Origin of the sequence: Zestomonas carbonaria (assembly GCF_904061905.1) — a bacterium.
Taxonomy (GTDB): Bacteria; Pseudomonadota; Gammaproteobacteria; order Pseudomonadales; family Pseudomonadaceae; genus Aquipseudomonas; species Aquipseudomonas carbonaria.
In genome coordinates this window covers 84,648-109,490 of the sequence record NZ_CAJFCI010000012.1, presented here as the reverse complement: position 1 = coordinate 109,490, position 24,843 = coordinate 84,648, and the positions used below count along the sequence as shown (strand labels likewise).

General features: G+C 67.5%; 17 protein-coding genes. 7 read left to right on the top strand and 10 right to left on the bottom strand.

Annotated features, from left to right (window positions below):
• Positions 1-17 precede the first annotated feature (17 nt).
• The 3 genes from PSEWESI4_RS00680 to PSEWESI4_RS00670 form a co-directional block, all read right to left on the bottom strand.
• Entirely contained in the window at positions 18-1,181 is a 1,164-nt protein-coding gene (locus tag PSEWESI4_RS00680) for an iron-containing alcohol dehydrogenase (protein WP_187669264.1), read from the bottom strand.
• A 177-nt stretch (positions 1,182-1,358) separates the two neighbouring features.
• Positions 1,359-3,149 (bottom strand): acyl-CoA dehydrogenase C-terminal domain-containing protein, encoded by a 1,791-nt coding sequence (locus PSEWESI4_RS00675; RefSeq protein ID WP_187669263.1) that lies wholly within the window; start codon positions 3,147-3,149, stop codon positions 1,359-1,361.
• Positions 3,146-4,387, bottom strand: a complete 1,242-nt coding sequence (locus PSEWESI4_RS00670; RefSeq protein ID WP_187669262.1) for a 3-hydroxyacyl-CoA dehydrogenase — start codon at positions 4,385-4,387, stop codon at positions 3,146-3,148. Before PSEWESI4_RS00670 ends, PSEWESI4_RS00675 begins: the two co-directional genes overlap by 4 nt.
• Positions 4,388-4,480: 93 nt before the next feature.
• On the opposite strand from PSEWESI4_RS00670, the gene PSEWESI4_RS00665 reads away from it, so the two are divergent.
• The gene (locus tag PSEWESI4_RS00665; RefSeq protein ID WP_187669261.1) at positions 4,481-5,377 is read left to right on the top strand and encodes a LysR family transcriptional regulator; all 897 of its coding nucleotides are present in this window, start codon (positions 4,481-4,483) and stop codon (positions 5,375-5,377) included.
• Positions 5,378-5,482: 105 nt separating this feature from the next.
• Here PSEWESI4_RS00665 and PSEWESI4_RS00660 read toward each other — a convergent pair whose 3' ends face one another.
• From PSEWESI4_RS00660 to PSEWESI4_RS00640, 5 genes are all read right to left on the bottom strand, one after another.
• Entirely contained in the window at positions 5,483-6,976 is a 1,494-nt protein-coding gene (locus PSEWESI4_RS00660; protein WP_187669260.1) for a flavin-containing monooxygenase, read from the bottom strand.
• 116 nt (positions 6,977-7,092) lie between these two features.
• Entirely contained in the window at positions 7,093-9,018 is a 1,926-nt protein-coding gene (locus PSEWESI4_RS00655) for a RecQ family ATP-dependent DNA helicase (protein ID WP_187669259.1), read from the bottom strand.
• A 247-nt stretch (positions 9,019-9,265) separates the two neighbouring features.
• On the bottom strand, positions 9,266-10,807 hold the full coding sequence (locus PSEWESI4_RS00650; RefSeq protein WP_187669258.1) for a phosphoenolpyruvate carboxykinase: 1,542 nt from the start codon (positions 10,805-10,807) through the stop codon (positions 9,266-9,268).
• Positions 10,808-11,026: 219 nt separating this feature from the next.
• Positions 11,027-11,914 (bottom strand): Hsp33 family molecular chaperone HslO, encoded by an 888-nt coding sequence (hslO, locus tag PSEWESI4_RS00645; RefSeq protein WP_187669257.1) that lies wholly within the window; start codon positions 11,912-11,914, stop codon positions 11,027-11,029.
• A gap of 224 nt (positions 11,915-12,138) precedes the next feature.
• Positions 12,139-12,537 carry an RNA-binding S4 domain-containing protein gene (locus tag PSEWESI4_RS00640; RefSeq protein ID WP_187669256.1) on the bottom strand — a complete coding sequence of 133 codons (399 nt, stop codon included), beginning with the start codon at positions 12,535-12,537 and terminating at the stop codon, positions 12,139-12,141.
• A gap of 142 nt (positions 12,538-12,679) precedes the next feature.
• On the opposite strand from PSEWESI4_RS00640, the gene rimB reads away from it, so the two are divergent.
• Together rimB and rimK are read left to right on the top strand one after the other, a co-directional pair.
• The gene (gene rimB / locus PSEWESI4_RS00635; protein ID WP_187669255.1) at positions 12,680-13,153 is read left to right on the top strand and encodes a retropepsin-like aspartic endopeptidase RimB; all 474 of its coding nucleotides are present in this window, start codon (positions 12,680-12,682) and stop codon (positions 13,151-13,153) included.
• Positions 13,150-14,055 carry a 30S ribosomal protein S6--L-glutamate ligase gene (rimK, locus tag PSEWESI4_RS00630; protein ID WP_187669254.1) on the top strand — a complete coding sequence of 302 codons (906 nt, stop codon included), beginning with the start codon at positions 13,150-13,152 and terminating at the stop codon, positions 14,053-14,055. The genes rimB and rimK overlap by 4 nt, the downstream gene beginning before the upstream one ends.
• A gap of 235 nt (positions 14,056-14,290) precedes the next feature.
• Here the strand turns inward: rimK and PSEWESI4_RS00625 are convergent, their stop codons facing one another.
• Entirely contained in the window at positions 14,291-18,079 is a 3,789-nt protein-coding gene (locus PSEWESI4_RS00625) for a bifunctional diguanylate cyclase/phosphodiesterase (RefSeq protein WP_187669253.1), read from the bottom strand.
• 348 nt (positions 18,080-18,427) lie between these two features.
• Positions 18,428-19,930, bottom strand: a complete 1,503-nt coding sequence (gene ppx, locus PSEWESI4_RS00620; RefSeq protein ID WP_210768821.1) for an exopolyphosphatase — start codon at positions 19,928-19,930, stop codon at positions 18,428-18,430.
• Between the two features lie 316 nt (positions 19,931-20,246).
• Between ppx and trxA the strand changes: the two genes are divergently transcribed.
• The 4 genes from trxA to PSEWESI4_RS00600 all read left to right on the top strand — a co-directional run bounded on the left by trxA (position 20,247) and on the right by PSEWESI4_RS00600 (position 24,777).
• The gene (gene trxA / locus PSEWESI4_RS00615; RefSeq protein ID WP_187669252.1) at positions 20,247-20,573 is read left to right on the top strand and encodes a thioredoxin TrxA; all 327 of its coding nucleotides are present in this window, start codon (positions 20,247-20,249) and stop codon (positions 20,571-20,573) included.
• 315 nt (positions 20,574-20,888) lie between these two features.
• The gene (gene rho / locus PSEWESI4_RS00610) at positions 20,889-22,148 is read left to right on the top strand and encodes a transcription termination factor Rho (RefSeq protein WP_187669251.1); all 1,260 of its coding nucleotides are present in this window, start codon (positions 20,889-20,891) and stop codon (positions 22,146-22,148) included.
• Positions 22,149-22,253: 105 nt separating this feature from the next.
• The gene (gene ubiD / locus PSEWESI4_RS00605; RefSeq protein WP_187669250.1) at positions 22,254-23,720 is read left to right on the top strand and encodes a 4-hydroxy-3-polyprenylbenzoate decarboxylase; all 1,467 of its coding nucleotides are present in this window, start codon (positions 22,254-22,256) and stop codon (positions 23,718-23,720) included.
• Positions 23,721-23,811: 91 nt separating this feature from the next.
• Positions 23,812-24,777: a CDP-6-deoxy-delta-3,4-glucoseen reductase gene (locus tag PSEWESI4_RS00600; RefSeq protein WP_187669249.1), complete on the top strand. Its 966-nt coding sequence runs from the start codon at positions 23,812-23,814 to the stop codon at positions 24,775-24,777.
• Positions 24,778-24,843: the final 66 nt, after the last annotated feature.

Sequence of the window (24,843 nt, the reverse complement as noted above, 5' to 3'; positions counted from 1 at the left end):
GGGAGAGGGATAGTTGATCAATACGCCGCGCGATAGATCGCCAGCGCGTCGGCCTCGCTCACTTCACGCGGATTATTCACCAGCAGGCGCTGTTGCAGCATGGCGTCGGCGGCCAGTTGCGGCAGCATGGCTTCCGGCACGCCGGCGTCGCGCAGGCGGGTCGGCAAGCCGCTGCGCTCGCTGAAGTCGGCCAGGGCGAAGATCAGTTGCTCGGTGAGATTCATCGCATCGCCGGGGCGCAGCCTGTGGCCGAGCACCAGCGACGCCAGCTCGGCGTAAAGCGGCGCGGCCACCTCGGCATTGAAGCCCAGCACATGGGGCAGCACCAGGGCGTTGGAGAGCCCATGGGGGATGTGGAAATGCCCGCCGAGCGGATAGGCCAGCGCGTGCACCGCCGCCACCGGCGCGTTGGCGAACGCCTGGCCGGCCAGGCAGGCGCCGAGCAGCATGGCCTGGCGCGCCTCGCGGTTGCCGCCGTCGTGCACCGCCGCGTCGAGGTTGGCGGCGAGCAGGCGCAGCGCCTCGCGGGCCAGCAGGTCGGACAGCGGGTTCTTCTTCAGCTTGCTGGTGTAGGCCTCGATGGCGTGGACCATGGCGTCGATGCCGGTGGCGGCGGTCACCGCCGCCGGCAGGCCGAGGGTCAGCTCGGCGTCGAGCAGCGCCAGGTCGGGCAGCAGCAGCGTCGAGACCACGCCTAGCTTGGTGGTCTCGCCGGTGGTGACGATGGCGATCGGCGTCACCTCCGAGCCGGTGCCGGCGGTGGTCGGCACCTGGATCAGCGGCAGGCGCCGGCCCCTGGCGTTGCCGACGCCGTAGATATCGGCCAGCGCCTGGGCACAGTCGGGATGGGCGAGCAGCGCGACCAGCTTGGCGACGTCCATGGAGCTGCCGCCGCCGAAGCCGACGATCAGTTCGGCGCGCTGCGCCCTGGCCTGCTCGACCGCCGCCAGCACCACGGCTTCCGGTGGATCGGCGAGCACCTGGTCGTACACCGCGACCGCCACGCCCTCGGCGGCGAAGCCGGGCAGCACGCCGTCGAGCAGGCCGAGCCGGGTGATGCCGGGGTCGGTGACGATCAGCACCGAACGCGCCTCGCGCTCCCGGCACAGCGTGGCCAGGCGTGAAGCGGCGCCGCTTTCGCAGAGGATTTGCGCGGTGGTGGCGAAGCTGAAGGGTTGCATGGCGGGTTCCTCTTTCTTGTTGTGGTCGCCTGTTCACGTAGGAGTTGCCGGTTGCCCAACTACCCTCTCCCCAGCCCTCTCCCATAAATGGGAGAGGGGGCAGTCCGTGCATGGCCGGTCAGGCGCGAGTCACCCCTCGCCCGTTTACGGGAGAGGGGCCGGGGGAGAGGGTGCTTTTCAAAACGCAAAACTCTCCTCATCCATCGCCATCAGACACCCCGCCCCGCCCAGCAGCGCCTCACGATGCGCGCTGGCCCGTGGCAGCACGCGGCGCACGTAGAAGTCGGCGCTGTGCAGCTTGGCCTGGTAGAAGGCCGCTTCGCCGCTGCCGGCTTCCAGGGCGTCCTGGGCGCGGGCGGCGGCTTGCAGCCAGAGCCCGGCCAATAGCACATAGGCCGAATACTGGAGGAAATCCATCGACATGGCGCCGATTTCCTGCGGGTCGCGCTGGCTGGCGGCGATCACCTCGGTGCCCAGCTCGCGCCATTCGCCGAGGCGCGTCTGCACCGCCTGGGCCAGCCAGGCCAGGGCCGGGCGCCGGGCCGCGTGGTCGGCCAGGTCGCTGAACTCGGCGAGCAGCGCGCCCAGTTCGGCGCCGCCGTCGCCGAGCAGCTTGCGGCGGATCAGGTCGAGCGCCTGGATGCCGTTGGTGCCTTCGTAGATCTGCGTGATGCGGCTGTCGCGCATCAGTTGCTCCATGCCCCATTCGCGGATGTAGCCGTGCCCGCCGTAGACCTGCACGCCGAGGCTGGCGACTTCCTGGCCGAGGTCGGTGAGGAACGCCTTGACGATGGGGATCAGCAGCGCGGCGCGCTTGCCAGCGGCCTTGCGTGCCTCGGCGTCGGGGTGGCCGTGTTCGAGGTCGAGCTGGCGCGCGCAGTAGGCGGCGAGCATGCGGCCGCCTTCGCTGAGGGTCTTCTGGGTGAGCAGCATGCGCCGCACGTCGGGGTGGACGATGATCGGGTCGGCCGGCCTGTCCGGCGCCGCCGGGCCGGTCAGGGCACGGGATTGCAGGCGTTCGCGGGCATAGCCCAGGGCGCCCTGGAAGGCCGCCTCGGCGATCCCCAGGCCCTGCAGGCCGACCTGGAAGCGCGCGTCGTTCATCATGGTGAACATGCAGGCCAGGCCCTGGTTGGGCGCGCCGACCAGCCAGCCGGTAGCGCCGTCGAAGTTCATCACGCAGGTGGAGGCGCCCTTGATGCCCATCTTGTGCTCGATGGCGCCGCAGCTCAGCGCGTTGCGCTCGCCGAGGGAACCGTCCTCGCGGGCGATGAACTTCGGCACTAGGAGCAGGCTGATGCCCTTCACCCCGGCCGGCGCGTCGGGCAGGCGGGCGAGCACCAGGTGGACGATGTTGTCGGTCAGGTCCTGCTCGCCGCCGCTGATGAAGATCTTGCTGCCGCTGACCTTGTAGCTGCCGTCCGCCTGCGGCTCGGCGCGGGTGCGCAGCAGCGCCAGGTCGGTGCCGGCCTGCGGTTCGGTGAGGCACATGGTGCCGGTCCATTCGCCGCTGACCATGCGGGGCAGGTAGAGCCGCTTCAGCTCTTCGCTGCCGTGGGTGTGCAGGGCCAGCACGGCGCCCTCGGTGAGCCCGGAGTAGGCGCGGAAGGACAGCGAGGCACCCATCAGCATCTCGTGGAAGCAGGCCGCGACCAGTTGCGGGAAGCCCTGGCCATCGAATTCCACCGGCCCGGTCATGCTCGCCCAGCCGTTGTCGACGTACTGCCGGTAGGCGTCGCGGAAGCCGTCCGGGGTGGTCACCTCGCCGTCGCGGAACTGGCAGCCCTGTTCGTCGCTGTTGCGGTTGAGCGGCGCCACCACTTCGCCGGCGTAGCGCGCGGCCTCTTCCAGCACGCCGTCGATGGTCTCGCGGTCCAGCCCGTTGCCGAGCAGTTCGCAATGACCGCCGACATCGAACAGTTCATGGAGGACGAAGCGCATGTCGCGCAGCGGGGCCCGGTAGCTCATATGCCACCCTCCCGCACGTCGGCGAAGCGCTTGCCGCTGGCGGCCAGTTGGCGGATCAGCTCGGCCGGCCGCCAGTGTTCGCCGAACAGCTCCTGCAAGCGCTCCAGGCGTCCCAGGATGGCGGACACGCCCTCGCCGTCGGCCCAAGCCATCGGCCCATCCTTGTCGGCCGGGAAACCGTAACCGTTGAGGTAGACCAGGTCGATGTCGTGGCTGTTGGCGGCGATGCTCTCTTCGAGAATCTTCGCCCCTTCGTTGACCAGCGCCAGCAGGCTGCGCTCGACGATTTCCTCGGCGCCGATCTCGCGGCGGCGGAAGCCGAGTCCTTCGGCCACCCGCTGGACCAAGGCGTCCACTTCGGGATCGTGCTCGGCCTGGCGGCTGCCCTCGGCGTAGCGGTAGTAGCCCATGCGCGCCTTCTGGCCGAAGCGGCCGAACTCGCACAGGGCGTTGTCGACCTGCACCAGCGGGTCGTCCATGCCGACCCCGGCGAGCTGGCGGGCGCGCCATTCGAGGTCGATGCCGACCACGTCGTACATGCGGAACGGTCCCATGGCGAAACCGAAGCCTTGCAGCGCGGCATCCACCTGGTGGGGCCAGGCGCCTTCCAGCAGCATCTTGCGCGCCTCGGCGACGTAGGTGGCGAGCATGCGGTTGCCGATGAAGCCGTGGCAGTTGCCGGCCACCACGCAGACCTTGCCGATGCGCTGGCCCAGCTCGCGGGCGGCGTCGAGCACCTCCGGGGCGGTCCGCGCGCCGCGCACGATTTCCAGCAGTTTCATGATGTGCGCCGGACTGAAGAAGTGCAGGCCGAGCACCTGCTGCGGGCGCGAGGTGACCGCGGCGATGGCGTCGATATCCAGCGCCGAGGTGTTGCTGGCGAGGATCGCCGAGGACTTCAGGGTGGCATCCAGGGTGCGGAAGATCTGCTGCTTGAGTTCGAGGTTCTCGTACACCGCCTCGATCACCAGGTCGACGCCGGCCAGCGCCGCGTAGTCGTTCACCGGGGTGACCCGCGCCAGGCGCGCGGCCGATTCCGCCGCGTCGATCCGCCCCAGGTGCAGGTTGTGGGCGTTGGTCTTGGCGACCGCGTCCATGGCCTGTTCGAGCATCTGCGGGTTGTTGTCCAGCCAGAGCACCGGGATGCCGGCGTTGGCCAGGCTCATGACGATGCCACGGCCCATGGTGCCGGCGCCGATCACGGCGGCCTGTCGAACGGAGAAGCGGGATGCGGTCATTGTTGTTGTCCTCGCGCAAAAAACCGGCAGACACCTTAGAAGAAGTCGCTACTATTTTTGAAATTTAGTCTTGTGATACGTCGTATTGATCCGATGAATACATCCAACTTCGACCTCAACCTGCTGCGCGTGCTCGATGCCCTGCTGCGCGAACGCAACGTGTCGCGCGCCGCCGAACGCCTGGCACTCAGCCAGCCGGCGGTGAGCAACGCACTGGGGCGCCTGCGCGAGCTGTTCGACGACCCGCTGCTGGTGCGCGCCGGCCGCGCCATGCAGCCGACGCCACGGGCGCTGGCCCTGGAGGCGCCGATCCGCGCCGCGTTGCAACAGATCGAGCAGAGCCTGAGCGGCGGCCAGCAGTTCGAGCCGGCGAGCAGCCGGCTGCGCTTCAGCGTCGCCATGACCGACTACGTGGAGCTGGTCTGCATGCCGCGCCTGCTGGCCCGGCTGGCCGACGAGGCGCCGGGCGTCACCCTGGCGGTCAGCCAGCTCAGCCCGCAGTTGCCGGCCGAGGCGCTGGACAAGGGCGACCTCGACCTGGCCCTGGGCCGCTTCGAGAACGTCCCCGCGCGCTTCGCCCGGCGCCGCTGGACGAGCGAGACGCTGCGCCTGGTGAGCCGCCGCGACCACCCGCTGCTCGCGCGGACGCCGGACCTGGAGACCTTCCTGCGCCTGCGCCACCTGTGGGTCCATGGCGGGCAGACCAAGGGCATGGTCGACCAGTGGCTGGGCGCGCACGGCCTGGCCCGCTCCATCCACTACACCACGCCGAACTACCTGCAAGCCGCGCACATCGTCGCCATCACCGACCTCGCGGTGGTCCTGCCGACGCGGCTGGCCGAGCACTTCGCCGCCCTGCTGCCGCTGCAGTTGCAACCGCTGCCCTTCGATGTCGGCGCCTTCCACCTGGACATGGTCTACCCCGCCCAGCGCGAACGGGACGCCGCGCTGCAATGGCTGATCGAGCGGATCGCCGAGGTCGGGCGGTAGGGTACTCCGTGCGCACCGCTTGCCCAGGTCCCATGTGCGGCGTTCCGCCGGGAACGAAAGGTGTCGCCCCCGGGTTGGTGCGCGCAGCGCACCCTACGGGAGCCGTCAGCCGAGCGCTTCCACCGCTTCGCGCTTGGCGCTGGCCTTCGGCGAGCTGAACTCCAGGTAGCCGTCCTCCACCTTGCCGTAGCGCAGCAGGGCCAGGTCGAGCAGGTAGTTCTGGTAGAGCTTCCAGGGCGCGCGGTCGCCCTGGCTGGGCAGTTTGTCGGCGACGCGCTGGATATAGCCGGAGTTGAGGTTGAGGAACGGCGCCGGCCTGACCTCGCCGTCACGGCTGCGCGGGGTGCACTGGCGCATGCCGATGGCGTCCATGTGGTTGATCAGGCGGCAGAAGTATTCGCTGGACAGGTCGGCCTTGAGCGTCCAACTGGCGTTGGTGTAGCCGAGCACCACCGCGGCGTTGGGCAGGTCGCGCAGCATGATGCCGCGATAGCCCATGCTCTTCGCCGCGTCGAACGGCTGGCCGTCCACCGCCACCTCGATACCGCCGAACAGCAGCAGGTCGAGCCCGGTGGCGGTGACGATCACGTCCGCTTCGAGCACCTGGCCGGATTTCAGGCGGATGCCGGTCTCGGTGAAAGTATCGATGTGGTCGGTGACCACCGAGGCCCTGCCCTGGCGCAGCACACGGAACAGGTCGCCGTCGGGCACCGCGCAGACCCGTTCGTCCCACGGCTTGTAGCGCGGGCTGAAGTGGCGCATGTCGAAATCCTTGCCGAGCTGGTGCCGGGCCATGCCGAGCAGCGCCTTGCGCACCAGGTTGGGGAAGGTCTTGGCCATGTTGAAGAAGACCATCTGCATGGTCACGTTGCGCGCGCGACCGAGGCGGTACACCCACTTGTCCGGCAGGAAGCGGCGCAGGAAATTGGAGATCGCGTCCTTGTGCGGCAGGGTGATCACGTAGCTCGGCGAGCGCTGCAGCATGGTCACGTGGCGGGCCTTGTCGGTCAGCGCCGGGACCAGGGTGACGGCGGTGGCGCCGCTGCCGATCACCACCACCTTCTTGCCGGAATAGTCGAAGTCTTCCGGCCACAGTTGCGGGTGGATGACCTCGCCCCGGAAGTGCTCGCGACCGGGAAACTCGGGGGTATAGCCGGCCTCGTAGCGGTAGTAGCCGGTGCACAGCAGCAGGTGCCGGCAGCTCAGCCTGAGCGGATTCGGCTCGTCGTCGCGCTGCACCTCCAGGTTCCAGGTGGCGGTCGCCGAGTTCCAGTCGGCCTTGAGCACCTTGTGGCGGTAGCGGATATTGCGGTCGATGCCGTTTTCCCGCGCGGTTTCCTCGATGTAGCGGCGGATCGACGGACCGTCGGCGATGGCCTGCGGGTCGTTCCACGGCTTGAAGTTGTAGCCGAGGGTGAACATGTCCGAGTCGGAACGGATGCCCGGGTAGCGGAACAGATCCCAGGTGCCGCCCATGGCCTCGCGGCCTTCGAGGATCGCGAAGGTCTTGCCGGGGCAGTGCTTCGTCAGGTGATAGGCGGCACCGACGCCGGACAGGCCGGCGCCGATGATCAGTACGTCGAGATGTTCGGTAGGCATGGGGACTCCTTGGTCGAGGGGTCTCATGGATTCAAGACCCAATACCCGGTGCCCGCCAGATTCGTGGTCGGGAACAGGTTTGTCCCCGACCGTAGGATGGGTTGGGCCGCCCGGGCCTACCCCTGCGCCACCCAGTCCCGCACCTCGGCGTAGGGATAATCCTCCAGCGCCGCGAAGCCGGGAACCTGCCGCGCCTTGAGCCTGGTGAACAACGGCGTGGTGATGCCGCACAGGAAGCGGGTCAGGCATTCCGCGCTGGGCTCGGCGCCTTTCTGTTCCCGATGACGCTGCTCGAAAGCCCCGCACAGCGCCGCGACATCCCGCCCGGCCAGCGGCGGCAATGCCGGCACCGGCGGCAGGTGGGCGACCTGGCCGTGGCACACCGAGCAGTGCCCGCAGCGCTCGGGCGCCTGCTCGTCGCCGAAGTAGACGGCCAGGCGCCGGCTCAGGCACTGGTCGCTGGCGAACAGCGCGAGCATGGCCTGGATGCGGGCGATCTCGCTGGCCTCGTGGCGCTTGAAGTAGGCGTGCAGCTCGTCGGCCAGGGCATCCGGGTCGAAGCGGGTATCGAGCAGCGCGTAGACCTCGGTCATCTGCTTGCTTTCCAGCTCGATCCAGCCCTTTTCCTGGAGCCAGTCAAGCGCCTTGACCACCCGGCCGCGCTCGGCGTGATGCTGGCGGTACAGCGCGTCGAAATCCACCGTGCACCAGGTCCGCGCCCGCTGCGAGGTGGCGACGATGGCGGCGATGAACTCGCGCCGCTCGCCCTCGAAACGCGCCACCAGCTCCTCGGGGTCGATCAGGTACTTGAAGCGATATTCGGCGAAATAGGCATAGCGCGGAGCGATGATGCCGCGAAGTTCGAGCTGCACCAGCAACGTCTTCAGCGGTAGCTGGCGGATGTTGCTGTGGTCCGCCAGCGCAGTGAGCATCAGTTCCCACTGGCCGTCCCGGACGCCGCCAAGCAGTTCGTCGAGGACCGCGCGGATGCCATCCCGCTCGGGCGTGTCGCCGTAGACGAAGTTCTCCAGCACGTTGAGGCCGTCGCGGTTGGCCAGCACCAGGCAGTCGGACGGCAGGCCGTCGCGCCCGGCGCGGCCGATCTCCTGGCTGTAGTTCTCGACGGATTTCGGCAGGTCGAAGTGCACCACGTTGCGGATGTCGGCCTTGTCGATGCCCATGCCGAAGGCGATGGTGGCGACGATGCAGCTCAGCCGTCCGTCCATGAAGCTGCGCTGGATCGCCTCGCGCTGCTCGTGGGCCATGCCGGCGTGGTAGGCGCTGGCGGGGATGCCGTTGCGTTCGAGGTGTTCGGCGACCTGCTCGGCGGTCTTCTGCTGGGTGACGTAGACGATGCTCGGCTGGCCCGGCCTGGCGCCCAGCCAGTCCACCAGGCGGCGCTGCTTGTCGCGGCCGGCGACCGGCTCCACCAGCAGGTTGAGGTTGGGCCGGTAGAAGCCGGTGGTGATCACGTCGGTTTCGGCGATGGCGAACTTCACGCGCATGTCGGCGATCACCTCCGGGGTCGCCGTGGCGGTGAGCAGCAGCACCTGGGGAATGCCGAACTGGCGCTGGTAGTCGGGCAGCTTCAGGTAGTCGGGGCGGAAGTTGTGGCCCCACTCGGAGATGCAGTGGGCCTCGTCCACCACCAGCAGGGAGATCGGCACCTGGGCGATGAAGTTGCGGAAACGCTCGTTCTTCAGGCGCTCCACCGAGATCATCAGGATCTTCAACTCGCCGGCCCTGGCGCGCGCCATCACCTCGGCGCCCTCCTCGCGGCTCTGCGCCGAATCGATGCTGGCGGCGGCGATGCCGTGGCGGGCGAGGAAGGCCAGTTGGTCCTGCATCAGCGCCAGCAGCGGCGAGACCACCAGGGTCAGGTGCGGCAGGTGCAGGGCCGGCAACTGGTAGCACAGCGACTTGCCCGAGCCGGTGGGAAAGATCGCCGCCGCCGAGCGCCCGGCCAGCACGGCGCCGACCGCCGCCTCCTGGCCGGGGCGGAACTGTCGGTAGCCGAAGACGCGTTCGAGGGTCGTGTGCATGTCAGTCACTCCGTTGACTGTGGTGGGAGTCGTGACCATAGCGTGATGGGGGGCGGTTTCGCAGGAACTGGTGCGCAGTGGGGTGGATGGGTGATGGGTTGGTACCCATCCTACCAAGCGGCCTTGTGCAATGTCGGGGTGAATGGTGTTCGCAGGTGAGGGGCGGAGTCGATCCCACCAACAAACAACCTCCACTTCCCCAAACGAAAAAGCCGCCCGAAGGCGGCTTTTCCCTACACGACGCGCCTTACAGTTGCGGACCCGCATCACGAATGGCGTCGCTCACCTCGAACTTCTCGAAGTTGTCGATGAACTTCTTGGCCAGGGCCTTGGCCGCTTCGTCGTAGGCGTTCTTGTCGGCCCAGGTGTTGCGCGGGTTGAGCAGCTCGGTTTCGACGCCCGGCACCGACTTCGGCACGCTCAGGTTGATGATCGGCAGGTGCTCGGTCTCGCTACCGACCAGTGCGCCGCTCTGGATCGCCGCGATCACGCCACGGGTGGTCGGGATGCTGAAGCGCTTGCCGACGCCGTAGCCGCCGCCGGTCCAGCCGGTGTTGACTAGGTAGACCTTGGAGCCGAAGGACTTGATGCGCTTGATCAGCAGCTCGGCGTAGACACCGGCCGGACGCGGGAAGAACGGCGCACCGAAGCAGGTGGAGAAGGTCGACTTGATGCCGCCGCCGGAACCCATCTCGGTGGAACCGACCAGCGCGGTGTAGCCGGACAGGAAGTGGTAGGCGGCCTGTTCCTCGTTGAGGATCGACACCGGCGGCAGCACGCCGGTCAGGTCGCAGGTCAGGAAGATCACCGCGTTCGGCTCGCCGCCGAGGTTTTCCTCGGAGCGCTTCTCGACGAACTCCAGCGGGTAGGCGGCGCGGCTGTTCTGGGTCAGGCTGTCGTCGGCGTAGTCCGGCACGCGGTTCTCGTCGAGCACCACGTTCTCCAGCACGGCGCCGAAGCGGATGGCTTTCCAGATCACCGGCTCGTTCTTCTCGGACAGGTCGATGCACTTGGCGTAGCAACCGCCCTCGATGTTGAACACCACGCCCTCGCCCCAGCCGTGCTCGTCGTCGCCGATCAGGTAGCGCGACTCATCGGCGGACAGGGTGGTCTTGCCGGTGCCGGACAGGCCGAAGAACAGGGTCACGTCGCCGTCTTCGCCGATGTTCGCGGCGCAGTGCATCGGCAGCACGTCCTTCTCCGGGAGCAGGAAGTTCTGCACCGAGAACATGGCCTTCTTCATCTCGCCGGCGTAGCGCATGCCGGCGATCAGCACCTTGCGCTGGGCGAAGTTGATGATCACGCAGCCGTCGGAGTTGGTGCCGTCACGCTCCGGCACGCACTCGAAGTTGGCGACGTTGAGCACCTGCCACTCGCCCTTGCCGGCCGGGTTGTAGGTTTCCGGGTTGATGAACAACTGACGGCCGAACAGGTTCTGCCAGGCGGTCTGGGTGGTCATCTTGACCGGCAGGTAGTGTTCGGCGGCCGAACCTACATGGACGTGGGAAACGAAGTGGTCCTGGGCATTGTTGAACGCCTCGACGCGGTCCCACAGGGCATCGAACTTGTCCGCAGGGAACTTGCGGTTGATCGGGCCCCAGCCGATGGCTTCGGTGGTGCTCGGCTCATCGACGATGAAACGGTCGGCCGGCGAACGACCGGTGCGATGGCCGGTGCGCACCACCAGCGAGCCATTGGCCGCCAGTTCGCCCTCGCCGCGACGGATCGCTTCTTCGACCAGTTGGGCAGCGCTGATATCGGTGTACACGGCGGTATTGGCTTGCGTCATGTGAGTCCCCATCGGCTCAGGGCCGAGCTTCCGAACGGTATGTAGTAGAAGCTACGGCACTACTACAGCGAGAAAAAAGTGCGCGCGATTATGCCAGAAAGGCCGCCACAGGTGCAGCCTCCGATCCGCGCGCAGGGCGATCATCGCCCTTTATCCGACAACACGACGGCAATGGCCGCCATCCTGAACGAACGTCCGACATCGACGAGCGTCCCCGGTTCAGTGCCGGGTGTCCGAGGCCGGCTGCACGCCGCCACCGGCGAACAGTTGGGCGACGTCGGCGGCATCGAAGGCGTAGCGCTGGTTGCAGAACTGGCAGTCGATCACCACGCTGCCGCCCTGCTCTTCGAGCAGCTTCTCGACGTCTTCCTGGCCCAGGCTGATCAGCGCCCGCGCCGACCGGTCGCGCGAGCAACTGCAGCGGAAATGCAGGGCGCGCGGGTCGAACAGGCGCACCGCCTCTTCGTGGTACAGGCGGTACAGCAGGGTTTCGTTGTCCAGGCCGAGCAGTTCCTCGGCATTCAGAGTGTCCGCCAGGGTCACCACATGCTGCCAGCTCGCTTCGCGTTCTTCAGCGCCTTTCTGACGGTCGGCCGGCAGTTGCTGGAGCAACAGGCCGCGCGCGCGGCGGCCGTCGGCGTTCAGCCAGAAGCGCGTGGGCAACTGCTCGGAGGTGGCGAAATAGGCGGACAGGCAGCTTGCCAGGTTGTCGCCGTCGAGGGCGACGATGCCCTGGTAGCGCTGGCCCTGGGCCGGGTCGATGGTGATCGCCAGCACGCCCTCGGGCATCAGTTCGCGCAGGCTGCCGGCGTCGCCGATCTGCGCGGCGTGGTAGCGGGCGATGCCGCGCAATTCGCCGTCGCTGGAGCACTCGACCATCAGCAGCGGCACGGCGCCGGAGGAGCGCGCCTGGAGCACCAGCAGGCCGTCGAACTTCAGGGTGCCGAGCAGCAGCGCGGCGGCGGCCAGCAGTTCGCCGAGCAGTTGCGCCACCGGCTCCGGATACGGGTGCTTGGCCAGCACGTGCCGGTAGCTGGCGTCGAGCGCGACCATCTCGCCGCGCACGTCGAAGTCGTCGAACAGGAAACGTTGGGAAAAGTCAGACATGCCGGAATCGTCGAGGTTGGCCAGGGTCGGCGATTTTAGGCGCAAAGGCAGTGGCGACCAAGGGCCTCCTGTCTATCGCCGGCGCGGCCGTTGTCTATCGATCAGGGCTGGTGGGCCGGAGTCGGCGCCTCATCGGTGCGCACGGCGCACCCTACGAGAGCTTTTTCGTTCAGCCTCCAGCGCTCTCGTCGGCTTTCATGGTGAGCTGAAGCCCACCCTACGGGTCACTGGTCGTGGCTTTCGCGGAAGCCGAACAACTGGCGGCGCTGCTTCTTGGTCGGCCGGCCGTCGGTCTGCATGCCCAGGGCGCCGGCCTTGCGCATGGCGGCGGCCTGTTCGCGGCGTGCGATGCTGTCGGCGGTCTCCTGGTACAGCGTCTGCGCCTCCGGCGCGCCACGGCGCACGGCGGACAGCGCCTGGATCACCACGGTGCGTTCGTCGAAGCCGGTGCGGATGGTCAGCTCATCGCCGATCCTCGGTTCCTTGCTCGGCTTGCAGCGCTCGCCCCGGCAATGCACCTTGCCGCCCTCGATGGCCGCCTTGGCCAGCGCGCGGGTCTTGAAGAAGCGCGCCGCCCACAGCCATTTGTCCAGGCGCACCTTGTCGTCGTCTTTGTCGCTCATGCAAAGCTCCGCAATCGTCCGGCCCCCATCGCAACATGATTCACGGCCGTGGTAAACCTCCCGCGAGCGCTGGTGCAGTTGTCACGGCGCCCGACTAGAATGCCGACATCATTCCTCTCCAGCCCGTTCTGGTAAGCCCATTTTGAAGACCTTCGACCAGCTCTCGGTGATCGGCCTGCGTGAATGGATCAATCTGCCCGAGCTGGGAATGGTCGGCCTGCGCGCCAAGATCGACACCGGCGCCAGCACCTCGACCCTGCACGCCAGCGACATCCAGCCGTTCAAGCGCGATGGCGGGGATTGGGTGCGCTTCACCGCCCACCTCGGCACCCTGGTGCAGCGGCGTCATCGCTGCGAGGCGCCGCTGGTCACGGTGAAGACCATCCGCAGTTCCAACGGCCAGGCGCAGAGCCGCTACGTGATCCGCACCCTGCTGACCCTCGGCGACCGCACCTGGCCGGTGGAATTCACCCTGGCCTGTCGCAAGACCATGCGCTATCGCGTGCTGCTGGGCTCCAAGGCGCTGATCAAGGGCCAGTTGGTGGTCAACCCGGCGCTGACCTACGTCCAGGACAAACCCGTACTCATTTCTCCCCCCACCACAGGTGCCGCATGAAGATCGCCGTGCTGTCGCGCAACCCGCGTCTGTACTCCACCCGCCGTCTGGTCGAGGCCGGCCAGCAACGGGGCCACGAGATGGTGGTGATCGATACCCTGCGCGCCTACATGAACATCGCCAGCCACAATCCGCAGATCCACTATCGCGGCAAACCGCTGGAAGGCTTCGACGCGGTGATCCCTAGGATCGGCGCCTCGGTGACCTTCTACGGCTGCGCGGTGCTGCGCCAGTTCGAGATGATGGGGGTGTTCCCGCTCAACGAGTCGGTGGCGATCAGCCGCTCGCGGGACAAGCTGCGCTCGCTGCAACTGCTGTCGCGCAAGGGCATCGGCCTGCCGATCACCGGTTTCGCCCACTCGCCGGACGACGTGCCCGACCTGATCCAGATGGTCGGCGGCGCACCGCTGGTGATCAAGGTGCTGGAAGGCACCCAGGGCATCGGCGTGGTGCTCTGCGAGACGCAGAAGGCCGCCGAATCGGTGATCGAGGCGTTCATGGGCCTCAAGCAGGACATCATGGTCCAGGAATACATCAGGGAGACCGGCGGCGCCGACATCCGCTGCTTCGTGGTCGGCGACAAGGTGATCGCCTCGATGAAGCGCCAGGCCAAGCCCGGCGAGTTCCGCTCCAACCTGCATCGCGGCGGCACCGCCAGCCTGATCAAGATCACCCCGGAAGAACGCATGACCGCCATCCGCGCCGCCCGGGTGATGGGCCTGGCGGTGGCCGGGGTGGACATCCTCCGCTCGCACCACGGCCCTCTGGTGATGGAAGTGAACTCCTCGCCGGGCCTGGAAGGCATCGAGACCACCACCGGCAAGGACGTCGCCGGGATCATCATCCAGCATATGGAGAAGAATGCCTGTCCGGGGCAGACGCGGACCAAGGGGAAGGGGTAGAGCCGAGGAAAGCGCTGGAAGGCTGGAGGGCTGGACGGGGGAGCGGTGCAAAGTCCACCTCCGCCCCTCACCCTATCCCGAGGGGAGGGGACTGATCGGAGTTGGGGTTACGCACGTAGCCAGAACCACGGAAACTCCCCCTCTCTCCGGGCGGGGCGCGCAGCCAGGGTTGGGGTGAGGGCGGCCTCGATCCCCCCACACAACTCTCCCTGGACACCCGCCCGAACACCCTCCCCTAAACGTGCGCCACCGCCTGCCTGTGGCGGTCCATCCAGGCGATGAAGGTCGTCTCGTCCATCGGTTCGCTGAAGTAGAACCCCTGTCCCAGCGAACAGCCATGGCTGCGCAGGCGGTCCACCTGGCCGAGGTTCTCGACGCCCTCGGCGACGCATTCCAGGCCGAGGTTGCTGGCGATCACCAGAATGGACTCCACCAGCACCAGGCCGCGGGCCTCGCCGTCGAGATCGCAGACGAAGCTGCGGTCGATCTTCAGGCGGTCCAGCGGCAGGCGCTTGAGGTAGGTGAGCGACGAGTAGCCGGTGCCGAAGTCGTCGATGGCGAAGCGCACGCCGAGGGCCTTGAGCGCCTGCATGGCGGAGATGCACTGTTCGACCTCCTCGAGCAGCACGCCCTCGGTGATCTCCAGTTCCAGCGCGGTGGCCGGCAGGTGGTGGCGTTGCAGGCACTCGCTGACCCGCGCCACCAGGCCCGGCTGGCGCAGCTCGCGCGGGCTGAGGTTGACCGCCAGGACCAGTTGCGGCCAGCGCGAGTGCCAGCGCTCCAGCACGGCGCAGGCGTTCTCCAGCACCCAGGCGCCGAGTTCCTGGATCAGGCCGGTGTCCTCGGCCAGCGGGATGAACTGGGTCGGCGGAATCTCGCCGCGCTCCGGGTGCACCCAGCGCAGCAGCACTTCGGCGCCGGCGACGCGTCCGCTGGACAGCGCCAGTTGCGGCTGGAACACCAGGTGCAACTGGCCGCGCGCCATGGCCTGGCGCAGTTCGCTCTGCAACAGCAGGCGCTGGTCGATCACCGCCTGCATTTCCGGGGCGAAGAAGTGCAGCGCGTTGCGCCCGCCCTGCTTGGCGCGGTACATCGCGGTGTCCGCCTGCTTGAGCACGTCGGCCGCGCCCTGGGTGCCGAGCGGGTGCAGGGCGATGCCGATACTGGCGCTGACCGACAGCTCGTGCTGTTCGATGAGGTAGCTGCCGAACAGGCTGGCGAGCAGTTTCTCGCCCACCTCGGCGGCGTGCTCGCCGGCTTCCTCGGGTGTGTCGCCGAGCGCTTCGAGGAGCACCACGAACTCGTCGCCGCCGAGCCGCGCCAGGGTGTCCTCGGCGCGCAGGCAGCCGGCCAGGCGCGCGGTGACCTCGCGCAGCAAGGCGTCGCCGACCGGGTGGCCGAGGCTGTCGTTGACCGTCTTGAAGTGGTCGAGGTCAATGAACAGCAACGCGCCGAAACAGCCTTCGCGCTGCTCGCGGATCATCGCGTGCTGCAGGCGGTCGAGCAGCAGCCGGCGGTTGGGCAGGCCGGTGAGCTCGTCGCTGAACGCCAGGCGCTCGATCTCCCGCTGGTAGCGCTGGCGTTCGGAGATGTCGGTGACGCTCAGGCGCACCAGCGGCCGTTCGCCGCCCGGCAGGCGCACCAGGCGCACTTCGCAGGGGCGCAGGCGACCGGCGGCATCGCGCATCAGCCATTCGAACACCGGCGTCTCGCCCGCCAGCGCCGCCCGCGCGTAGGCCTGGGCGACCTGCAACGAAGGGCGGCCGTCGGGCTGCAGCGGCGGGCTGAAACTGGTCGGCATGCGGCCGATCAGCTCTTCGCGCGGCAGGCCGAACAACAGCGCGGCGTTTTCGTTGGCCTCGACGATACCCAGCCCGGTGTCGAACATCAGGATCGCCTCCGGCGCATTCTCCACCAGGGTGCGGTAGCGCGCCTCGGCCTCGCGCCGCGCGGTGATGTCCTCGACCAGCACCAGGCAGGCCTCCAGCCGCCCCTGGGTGTCGCGCACCGCGCGCAGGCTGAGGCGGGCGTAGACCAGGCTGCCGTCGGGGCGCAGGAAGCGCTTGTCCAGCTCGTAGTCGTCGCGCTCGCCGTCGCACACCGCCTGGAACAGCGGCTCCTCGATGAGGACGTCCTCGTCGTGGGTGATCGACGTCCAGGTCAGCCCGCGCAGTTCGTCGCGACCGCGGCCGAGCACCTGGCAGAGCTTGCTGTTGACCTCCAGCCACAGGCGCTGCGGGCCGATCATCGCCATGCCGATCAACGGCGCCTCGAAGAACAGCCGCAGCCATTCGTCCCGCTCGTGCAACTGCTGCTCGGCGCGCTTGCGCTCGGTGAGGTCCTGCAAGGCGCCGTAGATGCGGATCACCTCGTTGCCGTCGCGCTCCACCAGCCCGCGTGCGCGCACGTAGCGCTGGTTGCCGCGGGCGGTGGTCAGGCGCAGCTCGATGTCGAACGGATCGCTGCGCTCCAGCGCCTGGCGCACGGCCTGTTCGGCCAGGTGGCGGCTGTCGGCGTCGAGGTAGGCGAAGGCCTGCTCCAGGCTCGGCGTGGCTCCCGAGGGATCCAGTTCGAACAGGCGGAAGCAGCCTTCGCTCCAGAACATGCTGAGGTCGGTCGGGTCGAGCACCCAGCCGCCGATATCGGCGATCGCCTCGGTCTGTGCCAGCAGGTGGGTCTGGCGCAGCAGCTCCTCGCGGCGCCGGGCCAGTTCGACGATCTGCTGCTCGCGGGCGCTGACGTCGTGCTGCAGGCCGACGAAATGGCTGATGCCCTGGGCGTCGCGCATCGGCGCCAGGGTGATCTCGTTCCAGAACAGGCTGCCGTTCTTGCGGTAGTTGCGCAGCACCACCTGGCAGGCCTCGCCGCGCCGCAGGGCGACACGCAGGCGCTGCAACTCGCTCTGGTGGCGGTCGTCCCCCTGCAGGAAGCGGCAGTTGCGGTTGAGGATCTCTTCGCGCGAATAGCCGCTCATCCGCTCGAACGCCGGGTTGCAGTAGATCAGCGGCAGGTCCGGCTGGCGCGCATCGGCGATGCACACGCCCATCGGGCTGGCGTCGATCGCCAGTTGGGTCAGTGCCAGTTGCTGCTGCATCTCCGCGCGCCGGCTCAGGGCCAGGCGCAGGTCGCTGAGGCTGCGCCCCACCAGCAGGGTGGCGAACAACAGCAGCAACAGGCTCAGGTGCAGTTCGTCGAGCTCCTCGCCGAGACGGGATTCACCGCCGCCGCTGCCGATCGGCAACGACAGCACCAGCAGGCCCAGGCTGCTCAGCAGCGCGCCGCACAATGCGCCGGGCAGCCCCCAGGAGAGGGCCAGGCCGAGCAGCACCAGCCCCATCAGCGGCAGGGCGAACAGCAGCGGCAGCAGGTCCATCGCCCAGGGCAGCCCGACCGCCAGCGCCAGCAGCAGCGGCCATGGCGGCACGCAGCGCAGCGGTTCGGCGAGCGGCGGCAGGCTGCAACCGGGCGGCGAGGCCACCCAGCCGCGCTGGCGCAGGGTCAGGGTGGCGTAGGTCAGCAAGGGGATGGCGAACACCATGCCGGTCATGCAGTCGGCCAGCCACTGGCCGAGGCTGGCCGCGGCCCAGGATGCCGGCTCCAGCTCGCCGCTCAGTGCCAGGCTGCCCTGCAGGCCCATCGACGACAGGGTCACCGGCACCAGCACGCCGAGCAGGATGAAACGCAGCAGGTGGCCGAGGTCCGGCAGAGCCGCGTCGAAGCCCGGCCGATGCAGCAACAGCCAGGCACAGCCGATGGCCAGGGTTTCCGGCAGCGCATGGAGCGGCGCCCACTGCCATTGCAGTCCTCCCCAGAGAGGCGCGCTGAGCAAGGCGTTCAGGTAGACCGCCAGCAATACGCGCGGCCCCCACCAGAGCACGAACACCAGGCCGAGAGGTAACGGCAGGTACCAGAAGGAGATGCCATCGCTCAGGCGAGTGCTGAGGGATAGCCAGGAGGCAAGGTGGAGCAGCGCCAGTGGGAGCCACCAAGTCCATGTGGGCTTTCGATCGGAAACGGCGTGCATGCTGACCTCGTGTCATTCCGCCGAGACAGCATAGTTGAACATGTTTCTAACGGCGCGCTCGTGGCGAACGCGACGAAATGACACGGGGGTGGATCGGCATTCGGTGCCATCCCGCACTCCGCCCCTCACCCCTGCCCTGGCTGCGCGCCCCGCTCCGAAGGGAGAGGGGGTCTACGGAGCTGGCTTTCGGCTCTGTCGTACAAACGCAGAGGTAGGGTGGGATTCAGCCCGCCAGGCGGCGGTTCGGAGCGTTCTCGGAGCATGTGCCCTCCCACAGTCCACCCCCGTAGGAGCGGGCCATGCCCGCGATTGGCGGTTGCGCCCGGACTCAGCTTCGTGGGCAGCGGCCTAGCGCACGCTCAACACGAAGCCGATCCGGCTGAGCCACTCGGCTTCCTGCTCGAAGTCGGCCTGGGTCAGCGGGTTGGCCTGCAGCCAGCCGTCCGGGAACACCACGTCGAGGCTTTTCGGGCCGGCCTGCAACTGCACGCGGGGCATTTCCTGGGTGCCGCGGATGTGGTGGAAGAGGATCGCGAAACGCAGCAGCACGCACAGGCGGATCAGTTGCACGCCCTCGTCGCCGAACTCTTCGAAGCGGTCCTTGGGAATGTTGCGGCGGTGACCGCGCACCAGCAGGGCCAGCATCTGCTGGTCCTGACGCGAGAAGCCGGACAGGTCCGAGTGCTCGATCAGGTAGGCGCCGTGCTTGTGGTAGTGGTAGTGGGCGATGTCCTGGCCGATCTCGTGGACCTTGGCCGCCCAGCTCAGCAGCTCGCGGTGCCAGTCGTCATCCAGTCCCCAGGCGTCGGCCACCTGCTCCAGCGCGGACAGCGCCTTGGCCTCGACCCGCGCCGCCTGCTCGGGGTCGGCGTGATAGCGCTCCATCAGCGCGCTGAGGGTGCGTTCGCGGACGTCCTCGTGATGGTGGCGGCCGAGCAGATCGTAGAGCACGCCCTCGCGCAGGGCGCCTTCGCAGTGGTCCATGCGTTGCAGTTCGAGGGCGTCGAAGACCGCCTCCATGATCGCCAGGCCGGCCGGGAAAATCGTCCGCCGGTCGGGCTTGATGCCGTCCATGTCGAGCTTCTCGACGTCGCCCAGCTTGAGGGTCTTGCGCTTCAGCCAGGCGATGCCTTCCGGGGTGATCTCACCGTTGCCGATACCGCCACCCTTGCTGGCCAGGCCAACCGCGCGGATGGTGCCGGAGGCGCCGACCGCTTCCTGCCAGCCGAGCCGGCGCAGGCTCTGCTCGATGCCCATCAGCTCCAGGCGCGCCGCGGTGTAGGCCTGGGCGTAGCGTGCCGGGGTAATCTTGCCATCCTTGAAATAGCGCTGGGTGTAGCTGACGCAGCCCATCTGCAGGCTCTCGCGCAGCAGCGGCTCGAAGCGCTGGCCGACGATGAACTCGGTGCTGCCGCCGCCGATGTCGACCACCAGCCGCTTGCCGGGGGCGGCGGCCAGGGTGTGCGAGACGCCGAGGTGGATCAACCGCGCCTCCTCGCGCCCGGAGATCACTTCCACCGGGTGGCCGAGCACCGCCTCGGCGCGGCGGATGAACTCGCTGCGGTTGCGCGCTTCGCGCAGCGCGTTGGTGCCCACCACCCGCACCGCGCCCTGCGGCAGGCCGGAGGTCAGTTGGGCGAAACGGCGCAGGCAGTCGAGGCCGCGCTGCATCGCTTCTTCGCTGAGCAGGCGCTCTTCGTCGATGCCCGCGGCCAATTGCACTTTCTCTCCGAGCCGCTCAAGGACGCGGATCTCACCATGGTCGGCCTTGGCCAGCACCATGTGGAAACTGTTCGAACCGAGATCGATGGCTGCGATGACGGGGAAGTTCTTGATGGCGCTTTGCGGCATGGTCTGGGTCTCGATGCGGAACCGCGACATCCTGCCATGATAGGCCAGCAACGCCAACGCGAAGCGTGGCACGGGCGTACTGAATGGCAGCAGGTATCTGCGCATGGGAGCGGGAGACCGGGCACGGGAAGGAGCTCCGGGAGATTCTGCCGACGCCCGCATGACAGTCTCGTGGCAACACTTGCCAGCGGCCTCGTTGGGCCCTATATGCATGGGAGCCATAGCCAGACTCAATCGCCTGCGCCTTTCGGGCTCCGCCAAGCCGGGCTATGATGGCGGCCACTTTTTTGCTTCCGGACCCCAACGGAGAGAATTCATGAGCGAACTCATCACCAACGTCAGCGATTCCAGCTTCGACCAGGAAGTGCTTCAGGCCAGTGGCCCGGTGCTGGTCGACTATTGGGCCGAGTGGTGCGGCCCGTGCAAGATGATCGCCCCGGTGCTGGACGAGATCGCCCAGACCTACCAAGGCAAGCTGAAGGTCTGCAAGCTGAACATCGACGAGAACCAGGAAACCCCGCCGAAGTACGGCGTGCGCGGCATCCCGACCCTGATGCTGTTCAAGGGCGGCAACGTCGAGGCCACCAAGGTCGGCGCGCTGTCCAAGTCGCAACTGGCGGCGTTCCTCGACGCGAACATCTGAGGACCGGCCCGGCGCCATGCGGCACTGAAAATGGCTTCGGGCTCGTCCGGTTCCGGCTTGCGAGTCTTCGCACTGGTTCCACGATCGTCGAAAGGCCCTGCGAAATGCAGGGCCTTTTTCGTGGAACGAGGCTAGACGCGCCCCGGTGGCGGTGCTAAATTCGGCCTCGCAACGGTTTCTCCGCTGCCCTCCATAAGCCGTCGTCGACGCATTCCCAATTAGAACTAGTTCGCGATCCTGTCGCTTTCTTCCCGCGACGCGGCCTGCCGAGCCCCTGGCTCATCCCTCCTTCTCTTCATCATTTACGTCATTCCTATGAATCTGACCGAACTCAAGCAAAAGCCGATTACCGAACTGCTGGAAATGGCCGAACAGATGGGCATCGAGAACATGGCCCGTTCGCGCAAGCAGGATGTGATCTTCGCCCTGCTCAAGAAGCACTCGAAAAGCGGCGAGGAAATCTCCGGTGACGGCGTGCTGGAGATCCTCCAGGACGGCTTCGGCTTCCTGCGCTCCGCAGACTCCTCCTACCTGGCCGGCCCGGACGACATCTACGTCTCGCCCAGCCAGATCCGCCGCTTCAACCTGCGTACCGGCGACACCATCATCGGCAAGATCCGCCCGCCGAAAGAAGGCGAGCGCTACTTCGCCCTGCTCAAGGTCGACTCGATCAACTTCGACCGCCCGGAAAACGCCAAGAACAAGGTGCTGTTCGAGAACCTCACGCCCCTGTTCCCCAACGAGCGCCTGAAGATGGAAGCCGGCAACGGCTCCACCGAGGACATCACCGGCAGGGTGATCGACCTCTGCGCGCCGATCGGCAAGGGCCAGCGCGGCCTGATCGTGGCGCCGCCGAAGGCCGGCAAGACCATCATGCTGCAGAACATCGCGGCGAACATCACCCGCAACAGCCCCGACTGCTACCTGATCGTCCTGCTGATCGACGAGCGTCCGGAAGAAGTGACCGAGATGCAGCGCACCGTGCGCGGCGAAGTGGTCGCCTCCACCTTCGACGAGCCGCCGACCCGCCACGTGCAGGTCGCCGAGATGGTCATCGAGAAGGCCAAGCGCCTGGTCGAGCACAAGAAGGACGTGGTCATCCTGCTCGACTCCATCACCCGCCTGGCGCGTGCCTACAACACCGTGATCCCGAGCTCCGGCAAGGTGCTCACCGGCGGTGTCGACGCCCACGCCCTGGAGAAGCCCAAGCGCTTCTTCGGCGCCGCGCGCAACATCGAGGAAGGCGGCTCGCTGACCATCCTCGCCACCGCGCTGATCGAGACCGGCTCGAAGATGGACGAGGTGATCTACGAGGAATTCAAGGGCACCGGCAACATGGAGCTGATCCTCGACCGCCGCATCTCCGAAAAACGCGTGTTCCCGGCCATCAACATCAACCGCTCCGGCACCCGCCGCGAAGAGTTGCTGACCGCCGAGGACGAGCTGCAGCGCATGTGGATCCTGCGCAAGCTGCTGCACCCGATGGACGAGATCGCCGCCATCGAGTTCCTCATCGACAAGCTGAAAGACACCAAGACCAACGACGAATTCTTCATGTCGATGAAGCGTAAGTGATCGACAGGCGGCGAGCCGCCCGGGGCTGAAGGCTGAAGGCTGAACGACGGGCTTTCCTTCGTTCGGCCTCCAGCCTCCAGCCTCCAGCGAACAGTGCGAGAGGCCATGCAATACCGCGATCTGAGAGACTTCATCCACTCCCTCGAACAACGTGGCGAGCTGAAACGCATCCAGACGCCGGTATCGCCGGTGCTGGAGATGACCGAAATCTGCGACCGCACCCTGCGCAAGGGTGGTCCGGCGCTGTTGTTCGAAAAACCCGCCGGCTTCGACATCCCGGTGCTCGGCAACCTGTTCGGCACGCCCGGGCGCGTGGCGCTGGGCATGGGCGCGGAAGAGGTTTCCGAACTGCGCGAGATCGGCAAGCTGCTGGCCTTCCTCAAGGAACCCGAGCCGCCGAAGGGGCTCAAGGACGCCTGGAGCAAGCTGCCGATCTTCAAGAAGGTCATCAGCATGGCGCCCAAGGTGCTCAAGGACGCGCCCTGCCAGGAAGTGATCGAGGAAGGCGACGACGTCGACCTGGGCAGGCTGCCGGTGCAGACCTGCTGGCCGGGCGACGTCGGCCCGCTGATCACCTGGGGCCTGACCATCACCAAGGGCCCCAACAAGGAACGCCAGAACCTCGGCATCTACCGCCAGCAGGTGATCGGCCGCAACAAGGTGATCATGCGCTGGCTCAGCCACCGTGGCGGCGCCCTGGATTTCCGCGAGTGGTGCCAGAAGTACCCGGACCGGCCCTATCCGGTCTGCGTGGCCCTCGGCGCCGACCCGGCGACCATCCTCGGCGCGGTCACCCCGGTGCCCGACACCCTCTCCGAATACGCCTTCGCCGGCCTGCTGCGCGGCCACAGGACCGAGCTGGTCAAGGCCGTCGGCAGCGAGTTGCAGGTGCCGGCCAGTGCCGAGATCGTCCTCGAAGGCGTGATCCACCCCGGCGAGATGGCCGACGAAGGCCCCTACGGCGACCACACAGGCTACTACAACGAGGTCGACCGCTTCCCGGTATTCACCGTCGAGCGCATCACCCGCCGCCGCGATCCCATCTACCACAGCACCTACACCGGGCGGCCGCCGGACGAGCCGGCGATCCTCGGCGTGGCGCTCAACGAAGTCTTCGTGCCGATCCTGCAGAAGCAGTTCCCCGAGATCACCGACTTCTACCTGCCGCCCGAAGGCTGCTCCTACCGCATGGCGGTAGTGACCATGAAGAAGCAGTACCCCGGCCACGCCAAGCGCGTGATGCTCGGTGTCTGGTCGTTTTTGCGACAGTTCATGTACACCAAGTTCGTCATAGTCACCGACGACGACATCAATGCACGGGACTGGAACGACGTGATCTGGGCCATCACCACACGCATGGACCCCAAGCGCGACACGGTGCTGATCGACAACACGCCGATCGACTACCTCGACTTCGCCTCGCCGATCTCCGGGCTAGGCTCGAAGATGGGCCTCGACGCCACCCACAAGTGGCCGGGCGAGACCAGCCGCGAGTGGGGCCGCGCCATCGTCAAGGACGAGGCGGTGACCCGTCGCGTCGACGAAATCTGGGCCAGCCTGGGGATCGACTGATGCTTACGGCCCTCCGCAGGAGCGAGCCTGCTCGCGACCCCGCGTGGCTACCCCTTCGCGAGCAAGCTCGCGCCTACAGGGAGGCGAAGCCATGCGTGTGACCCTGCAACCCTCCGGCTCCGTGCTCGACATCCTGCCCGGCGAACGCATCCTCGACGGCGCCCGCCGGCTCGGCTACGACTGCCCGCAAAGCTGCCGCAACGGCAATTGCCATATCTGCGCGGCGCTGCTGGTCGAGGGCCGGGTGCAGCAGGGCGGCGCCGAGCTGGACCACGGCGAGCTGTTCACCTGCCTGGCCGAGCCACTGGAAGACTGCGTGCTGCACTGGGACGGCGTGCTGGCGCCCGGCGAGCTGCCGGTGCGTACCCTGGCCTGCCAACTGGTCGATTGCACGGAGGTCGGCGGCGACGTCTGGCGCGTGCGCCTGCGTGCCCCGGCCGGCAAACCGCCGCGCTACCACGCCGGCCAGTACCTGATGATCGAGCGCGACGACGGCGAATGGGCAGCCTTCTCGCTGGCCTCGGCGCCGCACCAGGGGCGCGACCTGGAACTGCACATCCTCGGCCGCGAATCGAGCGCCCAGAAGCTGCTGGCGCAATTGCAGCGCACGCGCATGGCCCGCGTGCAGCTCCCGCTCGGCGACACCCACCTGGCCGAGCTGCCGGACGGCCCACTGGTGCTGATCGCCGCCGGTACCGGCATGGCGCAGATGCACAGCCTGATCGAGCATTGCCGTTCGGCCGGTTTCAAGCACCCGGTGCACCTGTACTGGGGCGTGCGTCATCCGGAGGACTTCTACCACCTGGAGCACTGGCCCGACTGGCAACGCACGGACAACCTGTACCTGCACCGGGTGGTCAGCGAGCTGTGCGGCTGGGAAGGACGCTGCGGCATGCTGCACCAGGCCGTGTGCGAAGACTTCGCCGACCTGAAGGCCCTGCACGTCTACGCCAGCGGCTCGCCGGCGATGGTCTACGGCACCCTCGACGCGCTGGTCGAAGCCGGCATGGACGCCCACCAGATGCGCGCCGACGTGTTCGCCTACGCGCCGCGTTAGAAAACAGCCGGAAAAAGCGCCGGAGGCTGGAAGGCCGAACGGTAGGGTGAGCCGTGTGCACCGTTT